13 protein-coding genes are annotated in these 15212 nt (G+C 52.4%); 7 read left to right on the top strand and 6 right to left on the bottom strand.

All coding sequences use genetic code 11. The features are described from left to right. The first annotated feature begins 154 nt into the window (after positions 1-154). The 3 genes from H6G21_RS09715 to H6G21_RS09705 all read left to right on the top strand — a co-directional run bounded on the left by H6G21_RS09715 (position 155) and on the right by H6G21_RS09705 (position 1914). Entirely contained in the window at positions 155-373 is a 219-nt protein-coding gene (locus H6G21_RS09715) for a hypothetical protein (RefSeq protein ID WP_190573167.1), read from the top strand. Positions 374-516: 143 nt separating this feature from the next. Next, positions 517-1422 (top strand): lysophospholipase, encoded by a 906-nt coding sequence (locus H6G21_RS09710; protein WP_190573165.1) that lies wholly within the window; start codon positions 517-519, stop codon positions 1420-1422. Positions 1423-1686: 264 nt separating this feature from the next. After that, entirely contained in the window at positions 1687-1914 is a 228-nt protein-coding gene (locus H6G21_RS09705; RefSeq protein ID WP_190573162.1) for an AbrB/MazE/SpoVT family DNA-binding domain-containing protein, read from the top strand. An 86-nt stretch (positions 1915-2000) separates the two neighbouring features. Here H6G21_RS09705 and H6G21_RS09700 read toward each other — a convergent pair whose 3' ends face one another. Beyond that, complete coding sequence (locus H6G21_RS09700) at positions 2001-2732, bottom strand: phosphoadenylyl-sulfate reductase (protein WP_190573160.1); 732 nt, start codon at positions 2730-2732, stop codon at positions 2001-2003. 154 nt (positions 2733-2886) lie between these two features. Then, the gene (locus H6G21_RS09695) at positions 2887-4365 is read right to left on the bottom strand and encodes a serine hydrolase (protein WP_190573157.1); all 1479 of its coding nucleotides are present in this window, start codon (positions 4363-4365) and stop codon (positions 2887-2889) included. On the opposite strand from H6G21_RS09695, the gene H6G21_RS09690 reads away from it, so the two are divergent. Beyond that, positions 4364-4564: a hypothetical protein gene (locus tag H6G21_RS09690; protein ID WP_190573155.1), complete on the top strand. Its 201-nt coding sequence runs from the start codon at positions 4364-4366 to the stop codon at positions 4562-4564. The genes H6G21_RS09695 and H6G21_RS09690 overlap by 2 nt on opposite strands. A gap of 290 nt (positions 4565-4854) precedes the next feature. Here H6G21_RS09690 and H6G21_RS09685 read toward each other — a convergent pair whose 3' ends face one another. Further along, positions 4855-5733, bottom strand: coding sequence for an RNA methyltransferase (locus H6G21_RS09685; RefSeq protein ID WP_190573153.1), 879 nt, complete (start codon positions 5731-5733; stop codon positions 4855-4857). A gap of 72 nt (positions 5734-5805) precedes the next feature. Here H6G21_RS09685 and H6G21_RS09680 point away from each other — a divergent pair, with 72 nt between their 5' ends. Then, complete coding sequence (locus H6G21_RS09680; RefSeq protein WP_190573150.1) at positions 5806-5970, top strand: DUF2256 domain-containing protein; 165 nt, start codon at positions 5806-5808, stop codon at positions 5968-5970. An 88-nt stretch (positions 5971-6058) separates the two neighbouring features. Here H6G21_RS09680 and glmU read toward each other — a convergent pair whose 3' ends face one another. The 3 genes from glmU to H6G21_RS09665 form a co-directional block, all read right to left on the bottom strand. Then, complete coding sequence (gene glmU, locus H6G21_RS09675) at positions 6059-7432, bottom strand: bifunctional UDP-N-acetylglucosamine diphosphorylase/glucosamine-1-phosphate N-acetyltransferase GlmU (protein ID WP_190573147.1); 1374 nt, start codon at positions 7430-7432, stop codon at positions 6059-6061. A gap of 114 nt (positions 7433-7546) precedes the next feature. Next, entirely contained in the window at positions 7547-8587 is a 1041-nt protein-coding gene (locus H6G21_RS09670) for an HD domain-containing phosphohydrolase (RefSeq protein ID WP_190573145.1), read from the bottom strand. 602 nt (positions 8588-9189) lie between these two features. After that, positions 9190-11868: a DEAD/DEAH box helicase gene (locus H6G21_RS09665; RefSeq protein WP_190573142.1), complete on the bottom strand. Its 2679-nt coding sequence runs from the start codon at positions 11866-11868 to the stop codon at positions 9190-9192. 206 nt (positions 11869-12074) lie between these two features. On the opposite strand from H6G21_RS09665, the gene dnaA reads away from it, so the two are divergent. Both dnaA and dnaN read left to right on the top strand, forming a co-directional pair. After that, positions 12075-13487 (top strand): chromosomal replication initiator protein DnaA, encoded by a 1413-nt coding sequence (gene dnaA / locus H6G21_RS09660; RefSeq protein WP_190573140.1) that lies wholly within the window; start codon positions 12075-12077, stop codon positions 13485-13487. Between the two features lie 461 nt (positions 13488-13948). Further along, entirely contained in the window at positions 13949-15094 is a 1146-nt protein-coding gene (dnaN, locus tag H6G21_RS09655) for a DNA polymerase III subunit beta (protein WP_190573138.1), read from the top strand. Positions 15095-15212: the final 118 nt, after the last annotated feature.

The following is a 15212-nucleotide window of genomic DNA, read 5'->3' as shown; positions in this document are numbered from 1 at the left end:
AACTCTGGGTAGCTATTCCCCCTCGCTGAGTAAGCAGCAAGGAGGCTTGTTGAGAATTTTAACATTCGATCGAGCCACTCTTGTTTGTGATGTCAAACGGGGTGGCTCTAAATTTTTGGGCTTCTTACCCACTCACAACAGGAGAAGCTCAATTATGGCGAAAGGGTCTAGCGATCGCAGCGATCGTGAAGTTCAACATGAGAAACAACGCTTACAGATCCACTTAATCGGTCACAAAGAATTCGTACAGGATACAATTAATCAATTCCATGCGCATCGGATCGCCGATCGAATTCACTGGAGTCAACCGATGAAGATCGTGCATTCCGACGGGCAATACATCAGCATTCTTAGTCGCGAACGGCAGCGGTAATGGTTTAAGCGTAAGAGTCCTGTAGCTTTGGTTAGTTGTCTAACAGCAAGCTTCAGGACATCTACTCAATCAAGGGGATATACGGAAACTTTTCGTATAATTTCGTTGCTAGGATTGTGTGTTAAGTAACATAAAGTCCAATTATGGCCTCATCGAATCACATCAAGCTCATATTGTTTTCTCAACATGGAATGACAGACAACAACAGAGCGATGGGAAGCTTAGCCCACACAGTAGCTCCACCGCAGTCTTACGTGGTTGCCCCAAGCCTTGGTTTCATTCAAACTCACTTTGAAATTGAACCTCTGATTGGCAAACTTGAGCAAATTGCCGAACAAGCATTGCTACAATATCCGGGCATCCCTATTCGAATCATTGCAACCTCTCTCGGTGGTGTGCTTTGGGTAGAAGTATTATCCAGACATCCAGATTGGTGGGAACGCTGTGAATCTCTAGTGTTATTAGGTTCCCCTATTGGCGGAGCAGACTTAGCAAGAATTATTGATCCCTTTGGCTGGGGAATTGGTATGGCAAAGTATTTGGGTCAAAATCGCCGCATTCTAGCCGAGCAGATTACCGCTCAAATTCCTACATTAGTGATTGCTGGAAATACCAGTGGAGGAGATGACGGCACCGTCACAATTGAGTCTACTAAGCTTAAACATGCGCATTTCATTCGTTTAGATGGGGTCAGTCATCCTGCACTGAGAACCCACGCCGCAGTTGTTAAAGTGATTCAAGAATTTTGGTCACAACCCAGACAACCACTCCCTGCACCAGAAGACAATTTGATCTCAAAGTTGATCGAACATTTTAGATCCGTACCCGGAATTACGGATGCTAGTGAAAAAGACTTTCCCAGATCAAAACCTATTTTTTCTTTCACTGATGGCACTAGCATCCGAACTTGGACTAATGTCGTCGGTGTCAATCATGTTTTTATTGCTAATCACTACGGCAAGTGTGAATATGCTGCTTTTGTTGGCTGGATCCATTCTAGCGATCTTCAACAGGCTATAGCCGTAGCAATACAGTCTTTTCGAGGATAAGATATCAAGCTAATAATTGGAACTAACAACTGGAAAAATGATGATTCGTAAGAGTCAAGCAAGTCGCTACGACTAACAGACGAGATCAATATTAATAAGCCAACTCTACAACGGGTAATCACATCATGTTACAGACCACACTCAATGGCTGTATTAAGCTCTTACAAGCATTTCTCCCTCATCCGAAATTTACAGCCGAGCATATTGAAAAAACAGCTAATTTTTCAATGTTCCTTGATCCATTTTCTTGAAGGGATCTGCCCCGTGAATACCGCAAAAATTAGTACCGACGGCACTCACCAAATTGTCAGACTTCCCGCAGACTTTCAAAGTACAGGCAGCAAAATCTATATTAAAAAAGTTGGGAATGCGATCGTTCTTATGGCCCAAACTCCGCCATGGCAATCTTTATTTGAACGCTTAGAGCAATTCTCAGAAGACTTTATGACAACTAGAAAGCAACCACCCTTTGAGATTCGCAAAGCTTTCTAGATGCAAATACCCGATCAAACAAACCCGCCAAGATTAGGCAGCTAACCCAGCCGCCTAACCCGAGATTGACTTAACCCAACAAGCCCTTAACCCTGTTGGTTAATCGCATGTAAGCCACATTCCTTCTTACCCGCATCTTCCCACCACCAGCGGCCTTCCCGCTCATGCTGGTTCGGCAGCACCGGACGGGTACAAGGCTCACAACCAATACTGACAAACCCCCGCTCATGCAGCGGATTAAACGGCACATCATAGGTCCGGATATACATCCACACATCCGCCGAAGACCAATAGGACAACGGATTGAACTTAATCAACTGATTATCCGGCGTCGAAAACCCATTATCCACCTGCACCACAGGCACCTTGCCCCGCGTCGCCGGGTTCTGATCCTGCCGTTGCCCCGTAATCCACGCTTCCACCGTGCTCAGCTTGCGACGCAGCGGCTCCACCTTGCGGATATCGCAGCACTCCTTATGCCCATCTTCATAAAAGCTAAACAGCCCCTTCTCCCGCACAAACTCCTCTAACTTCGCAGTCTCAGGAGCCATGATTTCGATCGTAATTCCGTAATGCTTCCGCACCCGATCGATAAACTGATAGGTCTCAGGATGCAGCCGCCCCGTATCCAGGCTAAAAACCTTCACATCCTTCTTGATCTTGTGGGCCATGTCAATCAGGACAACATCCTCCGCCCCACTAAAGGAAATATAAATGTTGTCAAACAAACCCAGGGCGCGCTCCAGAATTTTTTGAGGACTTTGTTGGGATAGCTCCGCCTCAAGACTGGCAATATCCAGCCCAGTTGCCTGTGCCATGGTGTGTTCTCCAGAAACGATCGTTCAATTAGCAGGATCCCATTCTACCAAGCAGAATTACCTACTAACTTGGCCGCCCAGAGATCTTGCTAACGCTACGATAGAGAATGGCCGCGATCGCGCCACACCCCAAATTCAACACACTCCCATCCCATTACGGCTGAGCAATCCGCGATCGACCAATATTGTTATTTTGGTTATTGGGAGTCGGGCGATTCTCGGAATCCGGCGCATCCGGCGCACCCGGCGTATCCGAATTTTCAGGAGCCGGAACCACCGCCTGAGATTGATTAAACGCCTGATAACTCAGCTTCGACACTTGCTGAATCAGCGTCTCCGCCCGATCGTCATCCCGAGGCCGCTTCACCAACACCGCCGCCACATAACGATTGCCATTCGCCGTATCAATCAACCCCACATCGGCCAACATCTCCCCGATCGTCCCCGTCTTATGGGCGATCGACGCCCCTTCCCCCAACCCCTTCGGCAGCAAACTTTGGGCCTGACTCTTGCGCATGATGTCCAAAATGCGATCGCGGGACTTCATCGACACCAACTTACCCTCATGCACCAACGCAAACAACGTCGCCATATCCTTGGCGCTGGTCGTATTCGTCCCCTTCACATCCGGCAACCAATTGCGGATCTGAGTATTCACCAACCCCCAACTCACAAACCGTTGATTGAGCTCCGCCGCTCCCCCCAACCGATTAATAATCAGGTTCGTCGCCGTATTATCACTAATCACCATCATTTCAGTCACAGTTTTGATGGCCGAGAACTTAGTCCCCACAGGCTGGAACTGCATCTCCCCCGCTTCATCCGCCACCAAGTCCTTCGTCATCGTCAGCATTTCATTCAGTGTCGCCCGTCCCGCATCCACCTCCTGGAAAAAGGCAACCAACACCGGAAACTTAATCGTACTAGCCGCCGCAAAGGACTCCGACGCATTGATATCTACATAGGCTTTGGTATCCAAATCCGCCAGCATCACCCCAGCAGTGAGTTTGTCATTCTGGGCCAAGACCGATTGAATTTGCGCCTTCAAGGGAGCCGCTTCCTGGGCTAGGGGCAAGGCAGGGGGTTCCTGGGGCTTCTCCGGTTGACTCGCCGCCTGATCCCCAGCACTCGCTCCAGCCATATGGGCCGTGGGATCCCAAACCGAGAACACCGTCCCAACAATCACCCCCAAGCCCACCCCCAGGATTAACAACCGCACCCCCACCAGTAACGCTTTTCCCGATCGCGATCGCGGCGTTGGCAACGGAATCGGGTTTTCCGGCGGATTAAACATCGACGGACGAGCCACCCGTTGACGATCGCCCGTCGATCGCCCCTCCGCCGATCCCCGACGAGAGCGACGACGACTGCGTAATTCTTCCAAGCTTGGGCGACCGGAGTTCGATCGATTCGATCCCGATGAGTAATGGCTAGAAGCGTTGGGAACAGAAGGATTAGACACGGCTGAAGAGGTAGACACGGCTTGATTGGACAGCTTCGCTCCCAGCTTAGCCCCCTGGGGAGGACGCAAGGGAACGACGGAACCTTGACGGTGAGCTTTTGATGTTTCCGATCGACGGTCGCGGGAACTCTCCTTAGGCTGACCCACCGCTTGGCTCCGCGTCCCTTTCATGGTCGAGGATTGGAACCAAGGCAGCCAGTCCAAGGATGACGATTTTGCAGAAGCCGACGATTTCGTCCTATCTCGAAGCTTCCGGCGACCCGAAAGTTCCCGAGCAGTGCGATCGTCGATCGGCCCCGCCGAGGCGGTTGATTTGGGTAATGGGGATTTGGGTGATGGGGATTTGGACAAGTCCGTCCGAGGGGGTTGAGTGGCAGAACGCTGGCGCTGAGCGTCTCGGGCTGAACGAGATTGTTCGCGAGGTTTTTGAAAACCAGTCAGAAACGTAAACCCAAATAAACCACGCGATTTCTTCATACCCTTATCCGTATTAAACCGTCATCCAAGCGACTCAAACCCTTTGCTCTAGCACCGACGGAGAACCCACACGATTCATCAACTAATGACTCCTACAACGTGGAGTTCCAGGGATTTTACCCCAAACTTCTCCCAATGAAAGATAGATTCTTGCATAAGTTTGCGATGCATGGGGCTGAGGGATCACTCCATCCCGTCAGACATCTTGCGATCGATACAATCCAACTCGATTGCTCGATCGGATTTTCCTTCAATCATAGCGTCATCATTCGGTTGACCCGTCGTCGATCGCCCTTGCCCCAACGCCCAATGGGCCTGCCGTAGAATCCCCCGCAGCATCGCCACTTCCGCCGCCGAGGGTTGCGATCGGTTCAGCAACCGACGGAACTTTTGCATCCGACTGAAGGCGGTTTTAGGGTAGAGATAGCCAATCTGGAGCAGGAGCACTTCCAAGCCCTGATAGAACGCCTCCAACGCCTGGAACGGAGCCGGAGGGTCCCCCGACAACGGCCCCTCCGATCCTCGGCTAGGATCCCCCAGCTTGGACTCCTGCCCCTGGACTTGGAACAGCTCATAACAGACAATCCCAACCGCCTGGGCCAGGTTGAGCGATGGATAGGCGGGATGGGTTGGAATCGTCACCAGCCGCTGGGCATACTGCAACTCTTCGTTACTCAACCCATGATCCTCACGACCAAAAATGATCGCAACATCGCCGCCGAGGGCGTGATCGCCAACCTTCGCAGAGTCCCGATCGAGCAACCAAGGCAACACCGATCGCAGCGGTTCCACCGATCGCGGCGTCTCCCGCCCCACGGTCGCAATCGATCGACCACAGCCCTGGAGCGCCGCTGGCAAGCTGTCCACGATGCGCGCCGAGGCCAAAATTTCCTTCGCATGAACGGCCATATGCTGCGCCTCCAGCCCCAGGGGATCGCACTCTGGCTTGACGATCCAAAGCTGTTGTAGCCCCATATTCTTCATCACCCGCGCGATCGACCCCACGTTGCGCGCCCCCGCCGGTTCCACCAAAACAATCCGGATACAATTTAAAAGGGTCATGCTTCTTCTATCCCGACTGTTATCTATCCTGGGTTCTCCGACCCGGTTGCTTATCTTTCTCGATCGAACCCCATGGCTAAACAGCGTAAGAAATCCGACTTTCCCAGCAAACCTTGTGCCGTCTGTGGCCTCCCCATGACCTGGCGCAAAAAGTGGGCAGACTGCTGGGACGAGGTGAAGTATTGCTCCGATCGCTGCCGCCGCCGCAAATCCCAAGCCACGCCAGCCTCCGAGTAATGAAGCCTCCGAGGAATCTTGCACCCGCCCCAGCTCTTGTCGGGTTTCCCCTTAGAACACGCCAGAACACGCCGACGCAGAACCGACCTTATTCCGCCGAAGTCGCCCCCTGACGCAGCCACTTGGGTCGCCAACCGGGCTTCACCACCTGTTTTACCCGAGCGATCGCCAGACAGTCATTGGGCAAATCTTCCACAATTGTGGAACCCGCCGCCGTTGTGACATCCGAACCGATCGTCAAGGGAGCCACGAGGGAACAGTTAGAACCAATCCGGGTGCGATCGCCAATCACAGTGCGGTGCTTGTATTTACCGTCGTAGTTCACCGTAATCGTCCCCGCACCCACGTTAACCTGCTGCCCCAGGGTTGCATCCCCGATGTAGGACAGGTGAGAAACATTCGTGCGATCGCCAATTTGGGAATTCTTCACTTCCACAAAGTTACCAATCCGGCAGCCAGAACCAACCGATGCCTGCGCCTTGAGGTGAGCATAGGGGCCCACACAGGTTCCAGAAGCAACGGTGCTATCGGTCACGACGGAATAGAGAACCGTGGTGTTTTCGCCGATCGTGCTGTTTTCAATTAGGCTCCCCGGGCCAATCCGACAGCCTGCACTAATTTTTGTGTTACCCCGTAGGTGGGTTTGCGGCTCGATTACTGCATTCGGTTGCAGTTCCACCGTGTCATCGATCGTCACACTGGCCGGATCAACGATCGTCACGCCCTGGAGCATCCAATTAGTTTTGATCCGGGTTTGCAAAATCTGATAGGCATTAGTCAACTGGCGGCGATCGTTAATACCCCAGATTTCCTGATAGTCCGGTACATCCATGACCATCACTGGCTTGAGGAAATTCACTGCATCCGTGAGGTAATACTCGTTTTGATCATTCTCCGCCGTCAGCTTGGGCAACACCGCTGCCAAATCCGGCCAACGGAAGCAATAAATCCCCGCATTGACCCGGCAATTTTGCCGCTGTTCCGGCGTACAGTCCCGATCTTCAATAATCGCGGTCAAGTAGCCCGCCTCATCGCAAAACACCCGACCATAACCTTTGGGGTTAGGCAACTGTGCCGTCAGAATCGTGGCCGCATTTTGGTGATCCTGATGGGTTTTCAAGAGATTTTGCAGCGTTTCTGGCCGTAGCAATGGCACATCCCCATTCAGCACCAGCAAATCACCTTGAAAATCCGTGAGGTATGGCAACAGTTGCTGCACCGCATGGCCCGTGCCCAATTGCTCCGTCTGCTCCACAAATTCCACCGATCGATGACCCAGGGCTTCCCGCACTAGCTCACTGCGGTATCCCACGATCGCAATTTGGCGCTCTGGATTCAACGTAGCCCCCGTATCCAGTACCCGCTCTACTAAAGATCGATTCCCCAACGAATGCAGCACCTTCGGCAAATCCGACTTCATCCTGGTTCCTTTGCCTGCTGCCAAAATTGCGATCGCAACCATGAACTCTACTCCGCCAAATTCCATAAGGGAGTATAGAGGAGCAAGGGGACACCCAAGCAAGGGCAGAAGTCGGAAAATTTCCAGAACCGTCCCATTTCAGCAGAACGGTACCCACTAAGACACACTGCGGTGGAAGGAAGACCGTTTCACGTATCGCCCCATCCAGACATCCCGCGAAGGCTTGTGAATCTCGGTGGTGTAAATAAACTCAGAAAATAACTTGACCAAATCAGGATTGCGCCACCCTTTGGCCGTTTCCTGTTGGAGAATGCCCAGCGCCTCTTCGGGGGTAAACGCATGTTTATAGGGGCGTTCGCTGGTCAGCGCATCGTAGATATCAATAATCTGGAACACCTGAGCCAGAAAGGGAATCTCCCCTCCCTTGAGGCGATCGGGATAGCCGGAACCATCCCAGCGCTCATGGTGATGGCGAATAATCGGGATGACACCTCGCATGGTTCGCAGGGGTTGGCAAATGCGCTCCCCAATCAGCACATGCTGCTTCATAATTTCCACTTCCTCCGGCGTAAACTTGCCCGGTTTCAGCAAGATCGCGTCCGGAATGCCCACTTTGCCAATGTCATGGAGGTAGCCGCCCCACATCAGATCGCGAATCTCCGATCGCGACATTTTCAGGAACTCCCCAAAGGCGTTGCCCCGCTGCACTAACCGCTCACAATGATCCCCTGTATTGGGATCCCGGCTTTCCACAGTGCGGGCGATGGAAAACAGCACCTTCTCCGCATGATCCAAATCTTGATTGAGCCGCCGCTGCCGCACAAGAGAACGAACCCGCGCCGAAAGTTCCAACTGGTCGAAGGGTTTGGTAATAAAATCATCGCCCCCGGCCTCAATCCCCCGCAGACGCGCTCGACGATCGTCCAAGGCAGTCACAAACACGATCGGGATCAGTCTTGTATGCTCATCGGACTTAAGCCGCCGACACACCTCATAGCCATCCATTCCCGGCATCATCACATCCAATAGGATGAGATCGGGATCTTCCTCCAACACTTTATTGATGGCCACAGGGCCACTCTCCGCTTGTAATAGTTCATATCCCTCAACCGCTAGTAACGAAACAGCGGCCATGCGGCTAGATGGATGATCATCTACAACAAGAACTTTGGGGCGTTCCAGATCCAGGCTATTCACGGCAAGCAAAAAACCTATACAACCGATTGAGACAATTTAGACAACACAACTTCCTGACAACTGAGCAACGGACAAGACATTGAAGACATTCTTGGCGAGGGGCTTAACCATGACGAAAGCAAGAGAGCCTATATCTTTTGCATGGACGATCCTCCCTATAGTCACAACTTCAAGCGCGCAGAATTTAAACCAGTGAAAATTTAAAACACTGTCATCTAATCCTTCGAGTCCGACCACTTGTCCCACAGGGAACAGCGCCAAGACTGCAACTAGATCAGCAATTTATCGCTTATCCAGTGAAAAAGTTGGGAATCCACTTGAGTCCCTTACAAAAGTTTAATTTCAACCTTCAATCAATCTCAGTTCCGCTCAAGAACCACAGCAAAACTACAACTAAAGCGCAATCTCTTTGCGACTAAAGCGCCATGTTCTGTAAAGTTCCTAGAGAACTGTTCTCAGTATGGGCAATGCCCAGCAGGAATCAATCAGGTTTTTTACGGATCTGTTGCTCCCTTAGCCCAAGTTTTACCGTTTTAGTCCAGCACGCTAATGTACGGGCATTGACAAAGGCGATCGAGCCGTGGCTACCCCCAAGGCTTTGCCTACTCAATATCCTCACTCACTGGGAAGCGATCGATCAGCTGCTTCGCCCGCAGGGCATTGGCAATCAAGGAAGAAGAGGCATGGGGCACATGGGGAATCTGGGACAGAAGATCAAGCGTACGCCGCAACATTCTCACCATATCCCCTTCATCCAAACTGGTATTGCCACACAGATCGGACCACTCAGTCCCCAGGGCCCACTGCTCCACCAAGGCCACTAAATCCCCCTCCAGCCAGACCGGCAGCATGATGCCATGGCGACGCTGTTGTTGAAATAGTTGTCGGCGAGTGCTGCGCAACGCAGCCAGCGCTTCTGCCACGGCCTCAGATAGCCCATAGCGCACCCAGCTATCGGGGCGAGACACATCGGTCACCAACCCAGCACATACCGTCGCCAAATGGTGGGGATCTAGATCATTCAGTTCCCCAGACATCACCGCTAGTCCAAGCCACAGTTCGTTTTCCCCCCGAATTGCAGCCGTCGCTTGGCCCAAGACCGTTGGCGTCACCCCTTCCAATGCCCCGAAGTATTGCAAAATGCTAATGAGACTCAAGAATTCTTCCCAGTGGCGTTGCACGTGGCGACCCATCTTCTCCCGCCGATCGCGCAGTTCCTCTTCCAGGGATTCAATGCGCTGCTGGAACTTGAGAATTTTGCTGCGATCGCCCCACTCATGCACCGGATGTTGATCCCGCTGGGCTTGCACGGCCTGCATCCGCTGCAACTGGGCATACACCTCCGGCGACAAAATCTCTTCATCTTCCGGTTCAACAATCTGCGCCGCAATCTTAGCGGTCATCTCATCGCCCTTGCGCATCTGCCCCAACTTGGGAGGCGGATCGGGAGGAGCCAAGCGATCGACCGCTTCAATGCGGGGTAAATCCGTGCGTAGCGCAACCACATCCGCTAAATTCACGACGGCCCAGCGATTGCTTTCCGTTAAGCACAGCAGATAGGGAAACTGCCCCGAGCCTTGAATTTTGCTAACCAGCACCGCCCCCATGGGCGCACCAATTTTCAGATGTTCTCCCTTGAGGGTCAGAATGGAACCCGTGAGGGCATAGGCCAGCATCATTGACAATTCTTCTGCCCGCGATCGGGCTGCCTGCTGTTGCAAGGTTTTCAGCAAGCGCCGCTCTTCCCGCAGGCGTTCCTGCAACTTTTCATACTGGTTCAACAGCTTCCAGTCCACCGCCGCCACCGTTTCCCGCAGCAATTCCAAATCGGCCTCGAGGCGATCGATCTCCGACTGTTGCGGACGCAGCACCAAGGTCGCCAAATACTGGGCAAAACTACGTTCCACCAATTCCTTAGCCTGATCAAGGCTATGGGTTTGCAGCAAATTGAGCACCATCCCGTAGGTCGGGGTGAACTGGCTAACCAGCGGATCGGCCCCACTAGTGGCCAGATAAGCCGCTTCCCGTGCCCCTTCGTAGGGAGATTGCACAGTGACAACGTAGCCCTTTTCATCCATGCCTCGGCGTCCGGCCCGCCCTGCCATTTGCAGAAATTCCGAGGCATTCAAGAGCCGGTGACCTGCATCTGTCCGCTTTGACAGACTCGAAATCACGGTGGTTCGGGCAGGCATGTTAATCCCAGCAGCCAGCGTTTCCGTCGCAAACACAACCTTAATCAAGCCCGCTTGGAACAACTCTTCAACCAATACCTTCCAGGCTGGCAAAATTCCCGCATGGTGGGCCGCAATGCCCCGTAGGAGCGGATCGACCTGCTTCTCTCGAATGGCTTCCGGGTTGCGGGACATCAATTCGTCCAGTTGAGCTTTGATCCGAGCCGATTCCTCTGGAGTCACTAGGGTCAGATCCCCCAGTTCTTCCACCGCCCGATCGCACCCCTTACGACTAAAGATGAAGTAGATCGCTGGCAGCATATTGTAGTGACGCAGCTTGCCGATCGTGAAGCCCAGAGCCGGAGGTTCGGCCCGTTTCACCCCGCGCTGATTGGCCCCTCGGGGGCGCTGCCGTCCGCCTTTCGGTTTTAGCCGGGGATTGAGGCGAGTGCCTGAGTCATCGAGTAAGGGAAAAACTCCATTGGGGTTGGCAAAGAAAAACTGCAAGGGCACCGGGCGAAAGTCAGAATAGATGCGCCGGGTCGTTCCATGGATCTGGTCAATCCAGTCAGTCAACTGTTCACTATTGGCAACGGTTGCAGAGAGGGCGACAATCTGAATCGTGGCAGGGCAGTAAATGATCGATTCCTCCCAGACGGTGCCCCGTTGGCTATCGTTCATGTAGTGGCATTCATCCAGTACCACCGTTTCTACACCCACCATCGAGACACCTACTTCGCCGATCGGGGTGCCGTAGAGCATGTTGCGGAAAATCTCCGTCGTCATCACAACGATCGGGGCATCGCGGTTAATGGAAATATCGCCCGTCAGCAGCCCCACTTGATCCTGGCCAAACTGGCTGCGAAAGTCGCGAAATTTCTGGTTAGATAATGCTTTGAGGGGAGTGGTGTAAAAAACCCGACGGTTACGAGCCAAAGCCCGGTAAATGGCATATTCCCCAATCAGTGTTTTTCCAGAACCCGTGGGAGCACAGACCACGACCGATTCCCCCGCATCCAGAGCCTGAATTGCCTCCTGCTGGAACCCATCCAAAGCAAATGGAAATACTTTTTCAGGGTCAATACCAAAATGTTGCAAAGAAGTAGACACGTAGAAGCCAGGGGGTAATCGAAAATTTGCTTCTCTAGTCTAAGTCGGAATTCGGGTGCTCGATACACTCTCTCGATATCTGGATCTGTAAATTCTCGATCGTCTGGGTTTTAGCGGTTTCAAGACTAAATGTCTAAATCCCGATCGTGTGATCCATTAAGACCAAGGTAGATTAGTCTATACTTTGTATTTTCCGTTCCTGGATCATGGCCGTAGACTCTAACGCTGACAGCCTTTGGGCACAGGTTCTCGAACATCTGCGGTTCAAGATGAATCCCACTACATTTGATACATGGGTGGGGAAAACGGTTGCAGAAAGTTTAGAGAACGACTGCTTAACGATTCAAACCCGCCATCCCTTTGCTCGGCGTTGGTTGATGCGTTACTACATGGCAACAATCTTGCAGGTTGTCCAGGAGGTAGCGGGACGCCCGATCGAGGTGCAATTTACCAGTCCAGCGGATTCCGAGGAGTTAATGGGCGGGGGAAGTGAAGAAGCCAGTCCATCAACCAGTCTGTCTGACCTAGCACCGAGCATTGCCTCAGCGGCAGATTCCTTCCAGGTTTTGCGATCGACCAGTTCCCCGCGATCGGATCTGAACCCGAAATATATCTTTTCCCGTTTGGTGGTGGGGCCGAGTAACCAAATGGCCCATGCGGCCTCCTTGGCTGTGGCGGAGTCGCCGGGGCGAGAGTTTAACCCATTGTTTCTCTGTGGTGGGGTTGGACTGGGCAAAACTCACTTGATGCAAGCGATCGGGCATTATCGGCTGGAAATTGATCCCTTGGCCCGGATTCACTACGTTTCCACAGAACGCTTTACCAACGATTTGGTGGCGGCAATCCGGAAGGATAATATGCAAGCCTTTCGCGAACAGTACCGGGAAGTGGATGTTTTGTTGGTGGATGACATCCAGTTTATTGAAGGCAAGGAATATACCCAGGAAGAATTTTTCCACACGTTCAATTCGCTCCACGAGGCAGGCAAGCAGGTGGTCTTGGCCTCCGATCGACCGCCTAATCAAATTCCCCGCTTGCAGGAGCGCCTCTGCTCTCGCTTTTCCATGGGGCTGATTGCGGATATTCAGCCGCCAGATTTTGAAACGCGGATGGCCATTTTGCAAAAGAAAGCCGAGTACGCAGATCTACGCTTGCCTCGCAACGTAATTGAGTACATTGCTTCCACCTATACCTCCAATATTCGGGAACTGGAAGGAGCCCTGACCCGAGCGGTGGCCTATATTACGATTGCTGGGTTGTCCATGACGGTGGAAAATATTGCCCCGGTGCTTAATCCGCCTGCGGAAAATGTTCAAGCGTCGGCTGAGATCGTCATTACGATCGTTTCAGAACATTTCAAGGTTCCGATCGAGGATCTGAAGGGCAATTCCCGGCGGCGGGAAATCAGTGTGGCGCGGCAGATTGGCATGTACCTGATGCGCCAACATACGGATTTAAGTTTGCCGAAGATTGGCGATGAGTTTGGGGGCAAGGATCATACTACGGTGCTCTATAGCTACGAGAAGATCGACAATCTTAAAGGATCCGATCGGGACTTGGCTCAAACCTTGCGTCAGTTGAGCGATCGGATTAACCTTGCCAGCCAAAGTCGCAAGTAAGACCGTGCACAGAATTAACTTGTTGATAAATCTTGATTATATTTTGACTAAAATCTGATATAAATTTCAAATGCTGTGACAGCTGTTCTTGCAGGCTTGTGGAAAACATTGAGGCTTCTGTGGAAAACCCTGTGGAAACGCTGTGAAAAGTCCTGTCAAATATTGGAAAATTCTCGGTTATGGGTTGGGTGCCCCTTCAGAAAAGCGTTGATTTTATCAATTTTTCGTCAGAATACGCTGATTTTCAGCTTAGTCGATCGAGGATCTGAGTTTTCCACAACCACTTTGCGGGCAGACGTTTTACAGTAAAGTCTTTCTGAATTGATTTAGAATCTAAGGCCGGATGGATTTCAGCCCCTGAATCCCCAGCCAGGAACATTAAGAGATCCTTGCTTTGGGCTGCCTCTGTTTGGGCGACCCTCCATCACAACTTCTTTCAACCTGTCATCCGAGTTACTGCCATGAAACTGGTTTGTCCCCAAAGTGAACTGAGTACCCACTTGTCGCTGGTGAGCCGTGCGGTGTCTTCTCGCCCCAGCCACCCAGTGTTAGCCAATGTGCTGCTGAATGCCGATGAAGAAAAACAGTTGGTCAGTCTGTCGGCATTTGATCTGAGTTTGGGCATTCAAACGAGCTTTCCGGCCCAGGTGGAGGTGGGGGGACGGCTGACGCTACCGGCCAAACTGTTGGGGGACATTGTGTCGCGTTTGCCCAGTGGGGACATCGTGTTAGACGATGCGGCGGGGGATCCGGAAGCAGGGATCCTCACGACCCTGACCTATGCATCGGGGAAGTATCAAATGCGGGGGTTGGCGGCGGATGACTTTCCGGAGTTGCCGATCGTGGAAGAGGGGGATGTGGCCCAGTTGTCCGCTGAGGCGTTGATCGAAGGGTTGCGCAGTTCCTTGTTTTCAGCCAGCAGCGACGAAACGAAGCAGGTGTTAACGGGGGTTCACCTGAGCTTGCAGGCGGAGGGGCTGGAGTTTGCCTCGACGGATGGTCACCGGCTGGCGGTGGTGCAAACGGTGAACCAACAGGACAGCGGCGAAGACACTCCGAAGATTGATGTGACGATTCCGGCGAAGGCGCTGCAAGAATTGATCAAAATGCTGGAGCGAGGCAGCAGTGCCACGGTGACGGTGAAGTTTGATCAAGGGCAAGTGGTGTTTGAATGGGCCGATCAACGGCTGACCAGTCGGTTGCTGGAGGCGCAGTACCCAAATTATCGCCAGCTGATTCCCCGATCGTTTAGTCATCAAATGACGATCGATCGGCGATCGTTGTTAGGTGGGCTGGAGCGGATTTCAGTGATTGCGGATCAGCGCAATAACATTGTCAAATTGAGTATCAATAGCCATCAACAATCTGTGACGCTTTCCGTTGATGCCCAGGATGTGGGCAGTGGTCGCGAAACCATTGCAGCCCAGATCACGGGTGAAGATTTGGAAGTGGCATTTAATGTGAAATATCTGATCGATGGCCTCAAGGTCTTGAACACAACGGATGTTCAAATGCAGTTGAACACGTCCACGAGTCCTGTGATTCTGTCGCCTCTAGGTAATCTCAAGATGACCTATCTCGTCATGCCTGTGCAGGTGAGAGGGTAGGCTGCGATCGTAGCTACGGTCAAAGTTCTGAGCCCGTTTCTGACTCTAGGCGTTCGTTCATTCAGATGCTTACTGCGCTAGAAGTTTATTCAAGTGTGCTTCTCTGATGGATGCCCCG

Origin of the sequence: Alkalinema sp. FACHB-956, from assembly GCF_014697025.1 — a bacterium.
In the GTDB taxonomy this organism is placed as follows: domain Bacteria; phylum Cyanobacteriota; class Cyanobacteriia; order Leptolyngbyales; family Leptolyngbyaceae; genus Alkalinema.
Note: the sequence above shows the minus strand (reverse complement) of the source record. Positions and strands in the feature narration are given on the sequence as shown.

Bases quoted from the DNA above. Each gene is read 5' to 3' on its own strand.
- H6G21_RS09715 (WP_190573167.1), top strand. From the start codon at position 155: ATGGCGAAAGGGTCTAGCGATCGCAGCGATCGTGAAGTTCAACATGAG.
- H6G21_RS09710 (WP_190573165.1), top strand. From the start codon at position 517: ATGGCCTCATCGAATCACATCAAGCTCATATTGTTTTCTCAACATGGA.
- H6G21_RS09700 (WP_190573160.1), bottom strand. From the start codon at position 2,732: ATGGCACAGGCAACTGGGCTGGATATTGCCAGTCTTGAGGCGGAGCTA.
- H6G21_RS09690 (WP_190573155.1), top strand. From the start codon at position 4,364: ATGGTCGAGGATTGGAACCAAGGCAGCCAGTCCAAGGATGACGATTTT.
- H6G21_RS09695 (WP_190573157.1), bottom strand. From the start codon at position 4,365: ATGAAAGGGACGCGGAGCCAAGCGGTGGGTCAGCCTAAGGAGAGTTCC.
- H6G21_RS09685 (WP_190573153.1), bottom strand. From the start codon at position 5,733: ATGACCCTTTTAAATTGTATCCGGATTGTTTTGGTGGAACCGGCGGGG.
- H6G21_RS09680 (WP_190573150.1), top strand. From the start codon at position 5,806: ATGGCTAAACAGCGTAAGAAATCCGACTTTCCCAGCAAACCTTGTGCC.
- glmU (WP_190573147.1), bottom strand. From the start codon at position 7,432: ATGGTTGCGATCGCAATTTTGGCAGCAGGCAAAGGAACCAGGATGAAG.
- dnaA (WP_190573140.1), top strand. From the start codon at position 12,075: ATGGCCGTAGACTCTAACGCTGACAGCCTTTGGGCACAGGTTCTCGAA.
- dnaN (WP_190573138.1), top strand. From the start codon at position 13,949: ATGAAACTGGTTTGTCCCCAAAGTGAACTGAGTACCCACTTGTCGCTG.